The sequence below is a fragment of the Fibrobacter sp. UWB10 genome (assembly GCF_900182935.1).
GTDB classification, from domain to species: domain Bacteria; phylum Fibrobacterota; class Fibrobacteria; order Fibrobacterales; family Fibrobacteraceae; genus Fibrobacter; species Fibrobacter succinogenes_O.
The window spans coordinates 632,974-648,396 of sequence record NZ_FXUE01000002.1 but is presented as its reverse complement, the minus strand read 5'-3'; the positions used below and the strand labels follow the sequence as shown (position 1 = coordinate 648,396).

Annotated in this window: 15 protein-coding genes; all 15 read right to left on the bottom strand. The window is 50.8% G+C overall.

Going from position 1 to position 15,423, the window contains the following annotated elements:
• The 15 genes from QOL41_RS07275 to QOL41_RS07205 all read right to left on the bottom strand — a co-directional run bounded on the left by QOL41_RS07275 (nt 1) and on the right by QOL41_RS07205 (nt 15,414).
• Nucleotides 1-1,746, bottom strand: a complete 1,746-nt coding sequence (locus QOL41_RS07275) for a fimbrial protein (protein WP_283429223.1) — start codon at nt 1,744-1,746, stop codon at nt 1-3.
• Between the two features lie 16 nt (nt 1,747-1,762).
• Nucleotides 1,763-2,671: a hypothetical protein gene (locus QOL41_RS07270; protein WP_173652622.1), complete on the bottom strand. Its 909-nt coding sequence runs from the start codon at nt 2,669-2,671 to the stop codon at nt 1,763-1,765.
• A 10-nt stretch (nt 2,672-2,681) separates the two neighbouring features.
• Nucleotides 2,682-3,407 (bottom strand): right-handed parallel beta-helix repeat-containing protein, encoded by a 726-nt coding sequence (locus QOL41_RS07265; RefSeq protein WP_283429222.1) that lies wholly within the window; start codon nt 3,405-3,407, stop codon nt 2,682-2,684.
• Nucleotides 3,404-4,234: a hypothetical protein gene (locus tag QOL41_RS07260; RefSeq protein WP_173652621.1), complete on the bottom strand. Its 831-nt coding sequence runs from the start codon at nt 4,232-4,234 to the stop codon at nt 3,404-3,406. Before QOL41_RS07260 ends, QOL41_RS07265 begins: the two co-directional genes overlap by 4 nt.
• A gap of 15 nt (nt 4,235-4,249) precedes the next feature.
• Nucleotides 4,250-4,744 (bottom strand): tRNA adenosine(34) deaminase TadA, encoded by a 495-nt coding sequence (gene tadA, locus QOL41_RS07255; protein WP_283429221.1) that lies wholly within the window; start codon nt 4,742-4,744, stop codon nt 4,250-4,252.
• Complete coding sequence (nirJ2, locus tag QOL41_RS07250) at nt 4,741-5,730, bottom strand: putative heme d1 biosynthesis radical SAM protein NirJ2 (protein ID WP_283429220.1); 990 nt, start codon at nt 5,728-5,730, stop codon at nt 4,741-4,743. The genes tadA and nirJ2 overlap by 4 nt, the downstream gene beginning before the upstream one ends.
• A 36-nt stretch (nt 5,731-5,766) precedes the next feature.
• A complete protein-coding gene (gene hemL, locus QOL41_RS07245; protein WP_283429219.1) occupies nt 5,767-7,053 on the bottom strand; it encodes a glutamate-1-semialdehyde 2,1-aminomutase in 1,287 nt (428 codons plus the stop codon).
• Between the two features lie 71 nt (nt 7,054-7,124).
• Nucleotides 7,125-7,508: a hypothetical protein gene (locus QOL41_RS07240; RefSeq protein ID WP_283429218.1), complete on the bottom strand. Its 384-nt coding sequence runs from the start codon at nt 7,506-7,508 to the stop codon at nt 7,125-7,127.
• A 190-nt stretch (nt 7,509-7,698) separates the two neighbouring features.
• The gene (hemB, locus tag QOL41_RS07235; RefSeq protein WP_283429217.1) at nt 7,699-8,670 is read right to left on the bottom strand and encodes a porphobilinogen synthase; all 972 of its coding nucleotides are present in this window, start codon (nt 8,668-8,670) and stop codon (nt 7,699-7,701) included.
• A gap of 20 nt (nt 8,671-8,690) precedes the next feature.
• The gene (locus QOL41_RS07230) at nt 8,691-9,620 is read right to left on the bottom strand and encodes an NAD(P)-dependent oxidoreductase (RefSeq protein WP_283429216.1); all 930 of its coding nucleotides are present in this window, start codon (nt 9,618-9,620) and stop codon (nt 8,691-8,693) included.
• Nucleotides 9,620-11,146, bottom strand: a complete 1,527-nt coding sequence (gene cobA, locus QOL41_RS07225) for a uroporphyrinogen-III C-methyltransferase (RefSeq protein ID WP_283429215.1) — start codon at nt 11,144-11,146, stop codon at nt 9,620-9,622. The genes QOL41_RS07230 and cobA overlap by 1 nt, the downstream gene beginning before the upstream one ends.
• Nucleotides 11,147-11,151: 5 nt before the next feature.
• Complete coding sequence (locus QOL41_RS07220; protein ID WP_283429214.1) at nt 11,152-12,270, bottom strand: hypothetical protein; 1,119 nt, start codon at nt 12,268-12,270, stop codon at nt 11,152-11,154.
• Between the two features lie 34 nt (nt 12,271-12,304).
• Nucleotides 12,305-13,618: an MFS transporter gene (locus QOL41_RS07215; RefSeq protein WP_283429213.1), complete on the bottom strand. Its 1,314-nt coding sequence runs from the start codon at nt 13,616-13,618 to the stop codon at nt 12,305-12,307.
• 19 nt (nt 13,619-13,637) lie between these two features.
• Complete coding sequence (locus QOL41_RS07210; protein ID WP_283429212.1) at nt 13,638-14,588, bottom strand: tetratricopeptide repeat protein; 951 nt, start codon at nt 14,586-14,588, stop codon at nt 13,638-13,640.
• Nucleotides 14,589-14,772: 184 nt separating this feature from the next.
• The gene (locus QOL41_RS07205) at nt 14,773-15,414 is read right to left on the bottom strand and encodes an energy transducer TonB (RefSeq protein ID WP_173652612.1); all 642 of its coding nucleotides are present in this window, start codon (nt 15,412-15,414) and stop codon (nt 14,773-14,775) included.
• Nucleotides 15,415-15,423 lie beyond the last annotated feature (9 nt).

Sequence of the window (15,423 nt, the reverse complement as noted above, 5' to 3'; positions counted from 1 at the left end):
TTAGCCCTCAACATCGGATTTATGCTGCTGAATGGAAGAACGTTGCGTCTGTTCCAAGACTTCGAGCAAAATTTCCTGCGTCTTGACCGCATTTTCCATAAGCACTTCGCTTGCGCGTTCGTGGAAGGCTTCCAGAGACTGGTTGAGGTGCTCCACAAAGTTTTCTTCGTCGTCGCGTTCGGCGGTATCGCCAGAGAGCTTTTCGAGAATCGTTTCGAGGCCTGCGCGAAGCATTTCGAGGTTTGCGCTGAGTTCGGACTGGTTCACGCGCATAAGTTCTGCGGTTTCCACAATGTTTCCGCCCAAGGCGTCGGTTGCTTCTTTTTCCTTGACCACGCGGTTGTCGATACTTTCGGTAAGAGCCTTCTGGGCTTCAAGCAGCACGGCAGAAGTTTCGGAAAGTTTCTGGAATGCGCCGAGAATATCCGAAGAGAGAGCAGAGAGTTTTTCGGCCACGGAATTGCTGAGTTCGGCAGAACCGGCCTGAGCCTTTTCGGCCACCTGCAAAGCCACATTCTTGAGCGTTTCGAGGCCTTCTTTCTGGCTGTCCACATTTTTGAGCGTTTCGGCAGAAAGGCGTTCCATGAAAGATTTCCACTGTTCGTCGGACTGTTTGACCTGATCGGCCACAGCAGCAGCGATATTCTTCGTAGAATCATTCATAGCCGATTCCGTTGCAGAAGCAACGCCATCGAGGCCAGCCTTCACATCGGATGCCACCTTGGCAAGAGCCGTTTCGACGTTTCCAGACACGCCTTCGAGAGAGCTCTTGAGCGTCGTAGAAATACCGTTCAACTTTTCGTCGAGCTTACCCGGAATCGATTCCACAGAAGCAGAAAGCGTCTTGATGTTCTGTTCCATCGGAGTGAATGCGCCCGACAGAGAATCCTTGACAGAGGGGCCCAAGTTTTCGACAGCCTTGTTCATGTTCTGAGAAACGTTGGCAAGCGAATCATTGAGCTTAGATGTCATGGCAGAAAGTTCGTCGCCCACCATGGACACAACGCCGGAAAGGCCGTCCTTTACAGAAGATGCCACAACGGCCAAATTCTTTTCGACAGAATCGAACAGGCGTTCCAGTTCCGTCTGAGCCTGGGCTTCTTCGCTTTCGCCATTTGCAGCACCCTGCAAGTCGAGAGTCAAAGCATCAAGGCGAGCCACAAAAGTATCGCGGGCAGACACCATCATGTTGCGGCTAGCGTTCAAAATCAAAGCGGCGAACAAACCGCAAAGGCTCGTGCCGAAAATACCCTTCATGTTCAGGAACAAAAGCTGAATGGTATCGAGCGTACCCTGCGTTGTCGAATTGTCGATTGCACCGCCGGCCGTTGCCACAGAATACATAAGGCCAAAGAACGTACCCATAAGGCCAAGGAGAATCACCGTACCACCAGCACTCTTCGGAACAGCAATTTGAACGCTGTTCGAAAGGACTTCGTAGGCCATCGAAGAATCAAGGCGAATATTTTTAGCAATCAGGTTACGAGCAAGAGCGACACGCTTTGCGACAACGCCATCGCCAGCCACATAGCCACCACGCTTTTCGCAGGTTTCCAGAATTTCCGTTTCAGCAGCAATCTGCTTTACCGTCTTGAGGGCAACAAGTTGTTCTCCGATAAACACGGCAAAAATAGCAGCCATAATAACCCAGCCAAAGAGCGGTGCGCCAAAATAGAAGGCGGCAATCACCAAGGCAAGGAGTCCCACAATGGTAAGCGCTAAAATGATTTGGAATGCATTTTTCATTTCATACCTGCATCTTTTAGGACCTCGAAGGGCCCGTTGTTTCAAACAAATTCAATTGACCGCGCGAGAAACCGCGCAAAAACAGAGCCCACTTGCTCTGGTACCATTCAATAATCTGAAGGGTAAGCCCGCGGGCGTAATCACAAAAGTCATCAGTAAAGGCGAGGAATCCGTTTTCATAAGCATAATGCGGATTCCAGTAACGGCCCACATTACGTGCGCAAGAAGCAGCCGAGCTGTAGTAGTGCGGCGGATTCTTGGTATTGAAAGCAGCCGCAAAACGTTTCTTTGCCAAAGCATTCAGCGAGCTACGGAGCGAAACGACCAAGGCGTTTTCCTTATCGCGGAGCGACGCTTCCAAACTGGGGAGCAGTTTGGAAACCGCATCCACGGCGCTTTCGGAATGCCAATACTTGCACAACTTTTCCTGCAACTGCATGACGCGGCCGTGCATGCGGACGAACAACGGTTCGGCGTCGCTCACCAGCAAGTGAATCGTCGCGGAATAAAAAGCATTAATGTCTTGCTTGTTGTTCTTGACCGTCAGCGCCCAGCCCTTTTCTTCGTCGTGATGCAAGAAGTCTCCGCCTTCCAGAAGCAGGCGCATCACTTCGTCTGTCGAAAAACGCTGCATCCACTTGGTGCGAAATTCATCGTAAAGCTTGTTGGCATCAGCCACAATCTGCGGGAAACTGGAATCGGCCAATTTCCAAGCGGTTTCGCTAAAAGAAATCAGTTCTGTCGTACCGACATTTACCGCCGGATCGTTCAGCATGGCATCCAAGTGTTCGTGCAACACAATCGACCAAGTCACCATCATCGACTGCGAAAGCGTCGCCATCATGGTGGAGCGATTCGGTCGCACCGAAAGACGGACGCTACTATCCGTCATCTTGCGAATGGATCTGCGGAACGACTCTTGCACTAAAGATTCCTTAGAAAGAGGTTTCGATACGGTGCCAGATATTCCTGTTCACGCGCTTGCCCTGTGCGGCAAGTTCTTCGGCTTCGTTACGCACATCGGCTTCAAGATTATCCTTAATCAAGCTCTTGTCGCCATCGAACTTTCCACCCGGTTCCAGGTAAAGGCCATAAACGTTGTCGCTGATCTTGGTATCGGCAGACACCACCTGGCCGGCGCGAATCGAAAGGGCAAAGCGGTTGCGCACGAATTCGCAACGAGCAAGGAATACTTCGGGCACATCGTCAATCCAAAGGCCGTAGTAGTTGTTCACGAACTTCACGTTTTCGAAAATGCCCTTAGAGCGGAACACCGTATTGCGGAATGCATTTTCAACAACCAGGTTCTTGATTTCAAACGGCTTGTTCGCCGACACAAAATGAAGACCGTTCCAGCTCTTGAGCGAATCAGCGCTCTTGAACACCACGGGAGCAGCGTCGGTACCGATAATTTTGACGGAGCCACGGAACATGAGCTTTGCATATTCGCCCATCAAGACCGTTACACCCGGTTCAATTTCCAAGGTATCCTTTGCCGAAAAAACAGCACCCTGTTCCAGCAAATAAGGGCTATCCGCCACCACTAGTTTTACCTTGCCATTTTCAATCGGCGGGAAAGGCATCTCCCCCGCAACCGCGGCACCAACAAATAAGAACGTCGCTAAGGCAAGTCCTGACCATTTCTTAAAGTCTAAAATCAAAATTCACTCCTCAGCTTGATTTTCTGAATCACATGCATATCGGGAATCACGTTGTCGGCAACAATATCGTTTACACTCAGGTCGCCAGTCAATTCCATTTTCACATTCGAAATAGCACCATGCGTCATGTCGAACAGGATTGTACCCGTACCCACGATAAAGCCTTTGCTTTCCATGCGCAAGTCAGAGGTCGAATCAGCAAGTTCCTTGTACTTGATGTTCATGCCAATCTTGGCCATCTGGACACCATCATGAACATAATGGTCTTCGAGCGTAAAGGACTTGTACACCACCGTCTTTTTAGATGTACCCGGAATTTCGACCTGACGGTCCCAAGTTTCGCCCAGTTTGACCGGTTTGCCCGGCAAAAGCGGCTGGACTTTGAGGAAAATGCGAATCAAATCCAGAGCCTCGGTTCCGAGCATCACGGAGTCTTCGATAACAGCATCGCGAATATCGCCATCTTTAGCCATCTTGAACTGGAAATGTTCGGTGGACATGTAGCGTTCCATGCTGCTGAATTCTTCGACCGTACGCTTATCAGACTTGTAGTCTACCGAGTCAATTTTAAGCTGGAACTTGGCAGAACCATCGTCGTAAGCGGTCAAAAGAGAATTGGTCGCACGAACACTGAGATGCGTATTCATTGCTTCGGGCGTTCCAGACACGGAATCCGTCGTCGGCAAGATTGCATTCAAAGAAGATTCAAGGAAATATGTCTGCTGGGGAGCGTTCTGGGTGTTGAACGTAAGAACGAACTCATTACCATCACAGGCACACAGGGCAAAAAGAGCGCTAGCGCTCGCAAAAAACTTAAAGAAATTCATATGCAGAATATAGTATTAACTAATTCCCTTGTTGCCGCTATCACCTTTTTGTAGCCGCATCTTTTGGAAAAAAGCCTTCAAAATGCCCAAACATTCGTCGGCAAGGAGTCCCCCAACCACTTCGACTTCGCGTTTGAGCGCGTTATTCGTAATGACGTCAATTGTCGTGCCGCAGCCGCCAAAACGGGTATCCGGAGAACCATAGACCACACGGCTGATTCGGCTGTTCAAAATAGCTCCTGCGCACATCGGACAAGGCTCTAGCGTTACATATAAAGTACAACCTTCCAGGCGCCAATTGTCGAGGGCACTTGCAGCCGTTCCAATCGACAAGATTTCGGCATGGGCTGTGGCATCCTTGAGCATTTCAATCTGGTTATGGCCCTTACCAATGACAGCGCCATCTTTTACGATGACGCAACCGATAGGGATTTCCCCTTCGTCAAAGGCTTTTTCGGCCTCGCGAAGCGCCATGCGCATATATTTTTCATCGTCGGCGGTGAAACTCACAGGCCTCTCCCGTAAGCGCAATACGAGTCTTCTTGCATGTAGTCGCCGTCGTGATAGTAGGCAGCACGGGCGCGGCAACCGCCACAGCGGTCGTTGAACTTGCACTTGCCGCAGGCTCCGGCATAGGCCTTGGTGCGGAGCTTCTTGAACACTTCGGCATTCGCCCAAATTTCATCGAAAGGCGTGTCGTGTACATCGCCCGCTTCTTCCATCATGTAGGCGCAGGGGCGCACCTTACCTATCGGGCTTACGATGCAGTAATCCAAGCCAGCGAGGCAACCACGGCTGTAACGCGTCTTGATATCGAGCTGGTCAGCAATGCGCAGGAACTGCGGAGCGCAAGTGGGCTTCACCGGGATGCCGAGGGTGCGGCTCTTTTCCATAATCTTGCGGAGCAGACCTTCGTATTCAGCAACGCGGAGAGCGTGACCTTCAATTTCCTTGCCGCGACCCACGGGAATCAAGAAGAAAATCTGGTGGTTTACGGCACCAATTTCTTTGACCCAGTCCATAATGTCGAAAATTTCGTTCTGGTTCCAGTCCATAATCGTCGTATGAATCTGGAACGGGAGGCCTGCAGCCTTGCAGTTTTCGATACCCATCATCGTGAGTTCGAAGGCATTCGGAAGGCCGCGAAAATCATTGTGACGGTCATGATCGATACTGTCAATGCTGATACCCATAGCCATAGCACCGGCAGCCTTCAGCTTAAAAGCCAAATCATGGGTAATGAGCGTACCGTTGGTACCAAAAACCGGGCGAAGTCCCTTGCTCGAGGCGTGCGCGACAAGCTCCACAATGTCTGGGCGGGTCATGGGCTCGCCACCGCTAAAGATCATAATCTTGAACCCCGCCCTCGCGATTTCGTCAATCAGCTTCATGGCCTCGGCGGTCGTGAGTTCGGCAGCCTTGTTCTCGCCTGCGTCCTGGTAGCAGTGCTTGCAGGTCAAGTTACACTTGTTGGTGGTCATCCAAGATACAATCATTCAGAACCTCAATTTTTCAGAGCCCAAAAATAGAAATTACAGCGACTTGAAAACCTTGCGGGCAGCTTCAATGGTACGGTCGATATCATCGTCGGTATGAGCCGCACTCACGAAAATCGCCTCAAACTGGCTCGGGGCAAGGTAAATGCCTTCGTCGAGCATTCCAAGGAAGTAGCGGCGGAACAAATCCAAGTTGGACTTTTGCACATCGACAAAGCAGGTGACGGGACCTTCGGTAAAGAAGATACAACCCATGGAACCCACCTGGTTCGTGGCCAGCGGAATTCCGGCCAACTTTGCAGCCTCTTCAAGGCCTGCAATCAACTTCTTAGTGCTATTTTCGGCACGAACATAATATTCAGGGTGCGAATTCAATTCGCGCATCGTGGCAAGGCCTGCCGCCATCGCCACCGGATTACCCGACAACGTACCCGCCTGGTAAATTCCACCGAGAGGCGCAATCTGCTGCATCACATCCAAGCGGCCGCCATAAGCGCCCACCGGCATGCCACCGCCGATAATCTTACCGAAAGTCGTAAGATCCGGCTTAATTCCGTACAAGCCCTGAGCGCAGTGAATTCCGACGCGGAAACCCGTCATGACTTCATCCACAATCAAGAGCGCGCCATGCTTCTTGGTTTCTTCGGAAAGCGCCTGCAAAAATTCCGGCTTCGCGGGCACCACGCCCATATTCCCGGCCACGGGTTCTACAATGACGCCTGCAATCTCGTCGCCAATCTTATCGAATAACTCATGGACGCCGGCCACGTCATTGTATTGCAGCGTCAGCGTATACTTAGCCAAATCCGCCGGCACACCTTTGCTGCTCGGCTTACCGGTGGTAAGCATCCCCGAGCCCGCCTTAATCAGCAAGCTATCGCTATGGCCGTGGTAACAACCTTCAAACTTGACAATCTTGTCGCGGCCCGTGAAACCACGCGCCGCACGAATCGCACTCATGGTGGCTTCGGTGCCGCTGTTCACCATGCGAATCATCTCGACACTCGGCACAAGCTCCATCACGAGCTTCGCAAGTTCCGATTCCAGTCCGCAGGGTGCACCAAAGCTAAGGCCATTCTGGGCCGTATCGGCCACCGCCTTAATCACGGCTTCATGAGCATGTCCCAAAAGCATCGGGCCCCAACTGCCCACGTAGTCGATGTAATCGTTACCATCAACATCATAAATGTGGCTACCCTTAGCACGCTTGATAAACGGAGGCGTTGCCCCCACATTGCTATAGGCACGCACCGGGCTATTCACGCCACCCGGCATTAAGTTCTTGGCTTCGGCAAAAAGTTTTTCACTCAAAGAATGATTCATGCCACCAAAAATAGAAAATCCGACCCGAGGGCCGGACCTTCCGTAAAAAAATACCTAATGCTCAATAGATATTAGAAGTTGTGCGGGCCAACGCCTTCGCAACCGAAATGAGCGGAAGCGTCATCGTAGAAGTATTCCACCTGGCCGCCTTCCTGCGTATCGCAAGCAAGCACAGCACCCGTGCAACCCTGACCCGGAGTATAAACAGCCGTGTCGAATTCGTTATTTGCGCCGCACTTGGCCAAGAAAGCGTCAACGCCAGCGTCATCAGCGGCGATAGCATGGCAAGAATGGCTTTCAATACCAGCAATGGTCCTAACCACGTCGCAAGAAACAACAGACTTGCCGTCGAGCTGAGTCTTGGAAGAACCAGAAGCGTTAGAAGAGGAATCATCGCCACAAGCGGTGAGGATAGCAGCAGCGCCGAAAGCGGCAGCGAGCATCAACTTTTTCATTTTATTCTCCATTTTTATTTATGTGCGTTTTATCTAAAACGACACTACAAATATAATACCATTTTTATACAAAGTTAATAAAAATTAAACAAATTACAAAATCACACTTAAAAGTGTGATTTATATCATAATTGCACTTTTTTGAAAAAATTTATCTAAACTATTGTTTAGCAATAAGTTAGAACAAATTCTATTTCAAAAGGCCCTTTTCAAGGGCTTCTTTGGCATGGTAAGTAATGATGATATCGGCACCGGCACGCTTGAAAGCAATCAAGTTTTCACGGATAATCGCATCTTCATTGATCCAACCATTTTGGGCCGCCGCCTTCACCATGGAATACTCGCCACTCACGTTGTAAACGGCCACTGGCACATTGCTCATTTCAGCCGTTTCACGCAAAATATCGAGGAAGGCAAGCCCAGGCTTAACCATCACGATATCGGCTCCTTCTTCCAAATCAAGTTCCACTTCGTGCAGGGCTTCGCGACCATTGCGAACATCCATCTGGTAACTCTTGCGGTCACCAAAATGCGGAGCAGAATCAGCGGCATCGCGGAACGGGCCATAATAAGCACTTGCAAACTTGGCACTGTACGCCATAATCGGCAAATTCGTGAAACCATTTTCATCCAGTTTTTCACGAATTGCAGCCACACGGCCATCCATCATGTCAGAGGGGGCAACCATGTCGGCACCGGCTTCAGCATGCGAAAGCGCTGTCTTTGCCAAAAGTTCAAGTGTCGGGTCGTTATCGACATCGCCGTCTTCTTTGACAATTCCGCAGTGACCATGGCTCATGTATTCACAAAGGCAAACATCCGTAATCACGTACAAGTCCGGAAAATGCGCCTTAATTGAGCGAACCGCACGCTGCACAATGCCATCATCGTCATAAGCAGACGAAGCCAATTCATCTTTAAAGCTAGGAATACCGAACAACAAAATCGACTTGATTCCAAGTTTAACGCATTCTTCAAGTTCAGTCAGAATAGCGTCAATCGAAAAACGATACTGTCCCGGCATCGAAGGAATTTCTTCCTTGACATTCTCCCCCTCGACCACGAACATCGGGTATACGAGAGCATCGGGATTCACGGCGGTTTCGGCCACCATGTTGCGGATAGTTACATTCTTGCGTAAACGACGAGGACGGATAATCATATTTTCACCTCCGTTTTAAATTATAACAAAAAATCCCGCTCAATCTGTTCAAGGCCTTCGGCCCATTCGGTCTGGATTTTCTGTTTAAGTTTCTTGGCGAGCGAGGGGGCACGGCCCTGCGTAGAAACCGTAACGGCGATATTTTCGCCAAAATCCATGCGGGCAGGCACAATAAAGTCGCCATCGAGGTAGTCGCAGGCATTATTCACCAGAATACGGCGGGCGTGAGCATCGTTAGACACTTGAGCATTGACCGCGGGCTGGTCGGTGCAAATAAAGACCATAAAGATTCCGCGAAGGTCGAGCTGCTCATATGGGCGATTAATCAAGGTTACGGACGACAATGTTGCGAATTCCGGGTCGAACTGCGGGGCGACTACGGTAATGCGGGCCCCCGTGGGCAAAAGCGTTTTGACCTTGCGAAGGGCAATGCGGCCACCGCCTACCACCAGAACATTCTTGCCTTCGAGATTCAGTTCGATGGAGAAGAGGTTTGGCTTAGACGAGAGACGAGAGGCGGGAGACGAGAGATTATTCTGACAAGACTCATTTTCTTTCGTCTTTCGTCTGTAGCCCGCATCAGCGGGCGTTCTCTCGTCTATTTGCGCGCTACGGACTCCAGCAACCACCATATCGGCAAATTCTTTCCAGTCGCCGAGGCAAGGCAAAAGCGTAATCGGAATCTGAGGGAATTCAGCCTGCAGGTGTGCCACGACCTTGGGCACATCGTTCTTGGTATGCTGACCATTCAGCAACAAGTACGGCAAAAGCGTCACCGATTCCACATCTTCGCGCAAGAGCGTACGCAAGTCATTTTCCAAATCCAACAGGCTCGTACTTGCCACGCGCGTGCCGGGCAAATCATGGTGCAATTTATCCATGATTTCTTCGAAGCCCTTGTAAGCCCCCGGCAAAATGCAGTGATGCGCGATAATCAGAATTGCCTTCATTATGCGCGCTCCCCTGCGTAATATTCCGCGATTTTCTTGACGAGGGAATCCATGGTGGTTTCGTCGGAGGTAACGGTTTCAAAACCATGCTTGCGGGCTGCAGATTCCGTCATACGACCGATGCAAAAAGAGGTGTGAGGTACGGGGTATGAGGTCGCACCGTCGGTGCTTTGGGGCATGAGTTTAACGTAATTCTCGACGGCACTGGTGCTGGCAAAGACGATGGCATCGGCAGATTCAACCGCTTCACGCTTCCATTCAGGGAGTTCAGCCACCGGGAGCGTTTCGTAAACGACCCAGCGCACAGCCTGCGGTAAAAGTTTCAACAGGGTGTCATCAGCGAGATTGCCTTGAAGCAACAAGATGCGGGATGCGTCCAATTCGCCTTTATCAACCACATCTCGCAGCAGTTTTCCAAGGCCTTCACCGGTATGGTCTTCGGGCACGTAATCGCAGCGAATGCCATATTCCAGCAATTTCTTTTCGGTAATCTTCCCCACACTTGCAATTTTCTTGCCAGCTAGAATGCGAATGTCATTGCCAGAAGCAAGCAACTGCGTAAAGAAAGATTCAACACCGTTCGTGCTTGTGAAAGCGAGAATGTCGAAATTCGCGAGGTCAGCCCAATTGAACGAGCCTTCAACCGCGCGCGTTTCAATCATCGGAGTCTCGATGACTTCGGCACCGAGGGCCGTAAGGCGGGCTGTAATTCCGCTGGCCTGCTTGGCGGCGCGAGTCACCACCAGGCGTTTGCCCGAAAGCGGCAAATTCTTTTTCCAAGCGAGCGTCTTGCCCAGTTCAACGACACCGCCCATAATCGTAATCGCGGGAGCTGTCACATTTTCGCGAACAATCGTCTCCCCCGCTGTTTCAAGCGTCGCCACGACCGTGCGCTGGTACGGCGTGGTTCCCTTTTCGATAAAAGCAAGCGGAGTTTTCGGGTCCTTGCCGCATTCCACAAGGCGCTTGGCGATAAAGTCCATGTTGGCAATGCCCATCAAGAAAATGAGTGTACCCTGGCACTTCGCGAGATTTTCAAAGTCCAGCGAAAGTTCGCCATTCGATTCAGCCTTTTCGTGGCCCGTGATAATGTGGAAACTTGTTGCAATGCCGCGATGGCTTACGGGAATGCCCGCATAAGCTGGCACCGAAATGGCCGAAGTAATGCCCGGAACCACATCAAATTCAACGCCAGCCGCCACCAGTTCCAAAGCTTCTTCGCCACCACGCCCGAACACGAACGGATCACCACCCTTCAAGCGAGCAATAATGCCCTGCGGGTATTCCTGCGCAAATTGCACCAAGAGTTTGTTGATTTCAGACTGTTTCACCTTGTGGTGCGTCGGCATTTTGCCCACATCGACCATCTTCGCCTTTGAATTGCACATTCCAAGAATCGCCGGAGAAACCAGGCGGTCGTACACCACCACGTCGGCGCATTCCAGAATTTCTTTTCCGCGAATCGTCAAGAGTCCCGGATCGCCAGGACCTGCACCAATCAAGTAAACATGACCAAAATTCGCCATCAGACTTAATCCTTGTCATCAAAGGCTTGTGCGTCTTCCGGTTCTTCCACAATCCAGTCGCGAATGTGGTCGGCAAGAGCCTTCTGGCCGTCCTTTTCAACGGCGTCTGCAAACTCGGTCAGTTCTTCGGCATCGAGCGTCGTCAAGTCCTTTTCAAAGCGGTCCACGTAGCCCGAAAGCTGGTTGTAACGCTTCATGCCGGCGAGCAACTGCATAAATTCCAGATTCGCCGTATTGCCGTTACGGAACTGTTCATGTTCCTTGAGCACGCGGTCGGCCTCAGCATCGGGCAAGAAGGCGGCCAAACGCCCGAGGTTCATCACCTTCGGGAAAGTCTCATACAAGGTACGGGCAATCTTGATGCAATCGGACTTGCGACCTTCCTTGTCGGCAATGGCGGCCTGCAAATCCAGATACGCTTCTTCGTCTTCGGAGCCGGGGTTGCGAACATCGCCGAGCCACTGCTTGGCAAGTTCAATGTTCCCTGCCATAAACTGGGCGTTGGCGATATCGATAAGCGTTGCATTGCTCTTATCCGGATCCTTCAGGAGTGCAGCCTTCGCAAAGTTCGCCGCATCCTTGATAGAATCAGCCATATCGCAAATGGCATCCAGAATATCTTCGCGGTTGCCCTGGTCGACTTCGGTGACCTTGTTGATCAATTCTTCGAGCAAGGCCTGCGCGCGTTCCTTGGGCAAAATTTCTTCGACACTCAGGAACACCACCGAGCGGCCTTCACCACCCACATGGCGCATGGCGAGGTCATGAATCAAGTCTGCGACATAATCCTTGTCGGTATACTGCGATGCCAGTTCCACAAAAAACGTTCCCGCATCGTAAAAGAGGTTGTCCCAGTATTCCTTTTCTTCGTCGGTATCGGCCTTGAACGAAATAAAGTCTGCACGCAAAGTCCAAGCTAAAAGTTCCAGCTGGTCTTTCGGATTCTTGAAGTTTTCGATATCGTCAATGCCGTTTGCAATCGCCTCGTACAAATCTTCGGGGCGGTGTAAAAGTCTGCTCTGTCCGCTCACAATCTGCGTAAGCGTTTCACGGAGTTTGTCTTCTTTGCTGCGCATGGCCTGTGCCATGGCAGGAGATTTCCATACCTTTTTCTTCTTTGCCATGAAACCAAATGTAGAAAAAGACGCCGCACCCTATTTAATGGCGGTCCAGCTTTCGTTTGATTCGCGCTTGTTTCAGCTTGTTTTTCCGGCGTTCCCGACGACGTTCCTTACGGAGCCTTCGGCGCAGTTCCGCCATTTTCTCGACTTGGTGCAAAATGTCCTTGATTCGCTCGGTCGCGAAAGCATTATGTAACTTTTTGCGAGTCACATAATCGAGCAAGCATACACACAGCAAAAGACAACCCACAAACAACGCTAACGCCACCGGCCACACAATTACAGATGTCTTGATAGCAACAAGTCCAAACGCTGGCGGCATCAGAATGGACCCCACATAAGAGCCAGCCATTTGAATACTGATGGCGCGGCCCGAAAGTTCTTCACCAAATCGTGCTGGGGTCGCATGAATAAGTGACGGATACACCGGAGCACAACCGAGCCCAAGCAGACAAATACACACCGGCGTAAACCAGAGCGGCAAAGGCAATACCAGAACAAGACAGCCTAGCACCACGATGGCAATACCCGCATGCACCAAGCGCATATCCGTAAACTTAATAGCAAAAAAGCCACTCAAAATGCGGCCAATCATGACAGAAGCAAACATGAGCGAAACCGCAATCGCCCCGATTTCAGGTTCAAAACCGCGAGCCACCAAATAAGTACCGCACCAAAGACTTGTGGAAATTTCAAGCGACGAATAAAAGAAGAACACCCAGAAAGAAAGTTTCATTCCAGGCACCTTGAGCGCCGCCCACAGCGAGATATCCTTTACCGCAGGCGCCTGCTGCAAAGCATCGCGTTTTTCCGTCTTTTTCCAAATCGGGAGCGTTATAAGCATCATCGCGGCAATCACCGCAAGCAACAAGGCGACTATGTCGTAGGCTCCACGCCAACCGACACCCGTCACCACCGAGATAGAAAACAGAGCTGGACCAAGGCATGCGCCCACGCCCCAACTGGCATGCAGCCAACTCGTGTGTTTCGATTCCAAGTAAATGGCCGCAAAGTTGTTCATCGCGACATCGATTGCACCCGCCCCGATTCCCATGGGAACCGCAAACAGGCTCATCATCCAAAATGTCGTCGAAAATCCGTAACCAAACGAAGCCACCGCCGTAAGCGCAATACTCACAAAGACAAGCTTACCCGTTCCCATCAGGCGCAAAAGTGCCGGCGTCCACAAACTCGAAACAATCGTTCCCACACTGACGATAATCGACAAAAGCCCTGCTGCCGAAAGAGGCGCATTCAGGTCATGCTGCATCACGGGCCATGCCGCCCCAAGCACCGTATCAGGAAGCCCTAGGCCAATAAAGGCCGCATATATGACAACGAGTAAAAGCAAGCGCTACACCACGAAGAATCTACTTTTTCTCGCGAATGCGCTTGTACAGGCTTTCGGCTTTTTCGGTATCACCCGCATTCGAGAATACGTGGCCTACATTTTCAGCACCGATACGCCCTTGCGAATTGCCCGCAAGCCAAGCCTTCATGTAGCAATCGAACGCTTCGTCATAGCGTTTCTGGGTAAAGTAAATCTGTCCCAAATCCAGGTTCAAATCCGCCTTACCCTTATTGTGGCGAAGTCCTTCTTCAAGCGTAAAAATGGCCATCCACGGAGAATTGTTCTGCACATACATTTGCGCCAAGTAGCGGCGAGCCGAAACATTTTCCGGATCCATCAAGATTCCATTTTCCATTTCGTTCAAGGATTGTCTCGCAGAATCCATGCTGCGGTAGTAATAAGCCATCGTAAAATGAACATCGGCGCCCGCGGTAGCTGTCATCTGCAAAGCATTCTGAAGCGTCTTGATGGCGTATTCGTAGTCGCCCAATTTTTCGTAGACTTCAGCAAGGCCATACCAAGCATCCATACGGTCCGGGTTCAGCTGCAAAGCGCGTTCAAAGTTCTTCTGTGCAAGCGTCCAGTCTCGACCCTTCAAGTAGCATTCCGCCAGCGCAAAATGCACATGATCCGATTCCACGCCGAGTTCAATGGCGCGATTGTAAGCCGCAATGGCTTCACCCACATCATTGCCCAAGTAGTAAAGGTCGCCAAGGAGCATCCAGGCCTTTTCAAACGTCGGCAAAAGTTCTACCGTACGCTTGTAAGCGACCATGGCCACCTGCTTGCGGTCAAGTTGCACCATAGCATTGCCCAAGTTGAACCAAGCAAACGGTTCATAGCGGCCATCATCAATCGCAGCACGATACAGCGGCACCGCTTCCTTAAACTTGCCCTGGTCATACAACTCATTTGCCTTGAAGAAATAGTCTTCAGCGGCAAAAGCACTTTCAACAGAAACAGCAAACAATAATACACTAACAAAAAAAGATTTTTTTGTCCGCAGATAACTTTTTTTGTCAGAATTAGCGTCGGCCAAGGATGGGGAGGGTGCAGGGAGGGGCCCGTGCGGCCTTCGCAACTCCGAGCTGGGGCCCCGCCCGCATAAAACCTTTGTCATCTTTTTAAAAAAGAAAAACAATTTGTAATTAAAATCAATTAACAAAGCGGAACTCCTTTGTGGCCTTCTGTGCCACGGGGAATCCGCCCAACTGCGCCGGGCTAAACTTCCACTGTCTTACAGCCTTCAAGGCTTCGTTATCAAATCCATAGCCGGCAGGATCCTGCGTCAACACCTGAGCCTGCGCCACATCGCCATTCACATCAATCACAATCAAGACTTTTACGTAACCCGAAACGCCCATGCGCTTAGCCTTTTCGGGGAACTTGGGCTGGATTTCACGCAAAACTTGGGCCTGTTCGTCCACTTCGCCCGCTTCGTACACCACGTTTTCCATGGAGCCCGTACCAACAGCCACGCCATCGCCAGCAGCACCGCGGGCAAGCGACAAATCCATCTGGAAATTCTGACTGCGAGACACCCCCATGTTCGAGGTAATCTTGAACGGATTCGGGTTCACAATTGTGCGAATCACCTTCTGCTTGACTTCCGGTTTCTTTTCACTCACCAGGACTTCCACCTCGGTCACGGCCTCCAATTCCTTTTGCCCTTTAACGCCCTTATCAGACATCAATGCATTAATCACCGGAATCGCAAGGAAAAACACCGCGCTCAACACAAAGGAGAGCACTAGTGCAATCGGGTAACGGAGATATTTTCCAACAAAATCAAGCATAAAAAACGG

Bases quoted from the DNA above. Each gene is read 5' to 3' on its own strand.
- nirJ2 (WP_283429220.1), bottom strand. From the start codon at position 5,730: ATGATTGTATCTTGGATGACCACCAACAAGTGTAACTTGACCTGCAAG.
- QOL41_RS07240 (WP_283429218.1), bottom strand. From the start codon at position 7,508: ATGAAAAAGTTGATGCTCGCTGCCGCTTTCGGCGCTGCTGCTATCCTC.
- QOL41_RS07205 (WP_173652612.1), bottom strand. From the start codon at position 15,414: ATGCTTGATTTTGTTGGAAAATATCTCCGTTACCCGATTGCACTAGTG.
- QOL41_RS07275 (WP_283429223.1), bottom strand. From the start codon at position 1,746: ATGAAAAATGCATTCCAAATCATTTTAGCGCTTACCATTGTGGGACTC.
- hemL (WP_283429219.1), bottom strand. From the start codon at position 7,053: ATGAATCATTCTTTGAGTGAAAAACTTTTTGCCGAAGCCAAGAACTTA.
- QOL41_RS07230 (WP_283429216.1), bottom strand. From the start codon at position 9,620: ATGAAGGCAATTCTGATTATCGCGCATCACTGCATTTTGCCGGGGGCT.
- cobA (WP_283429215.1), bottom strand. From the start codon at position 11,146: ATGGCGAATTTTGGTCATGTTTACTTGATTGGTGCAGGTCCTGGCGAT.
- hemB (WP_283429217.1), bottom strand. From the start codon at position 8,670: ATGATTATCCGTCCTCGTCGTTTACGCAAGAATGTAACTATCCGCAAC.
- QOL41_RS07260 (WP_173652621.1), bottom strand. From the start codon at position 4,234: ATGAATTTCTTTAAGTTTTTTGCGAGCGCTAGCGCTCTTTTTGCCCTG.
- QOL41_RS07220 (WP_283429214.1), bottom strand. From the start codon at position 12,270: ATGGCAAAGAAGAAAAAGGTATGGAAATCTCCTGCCATGGCACAGGCC.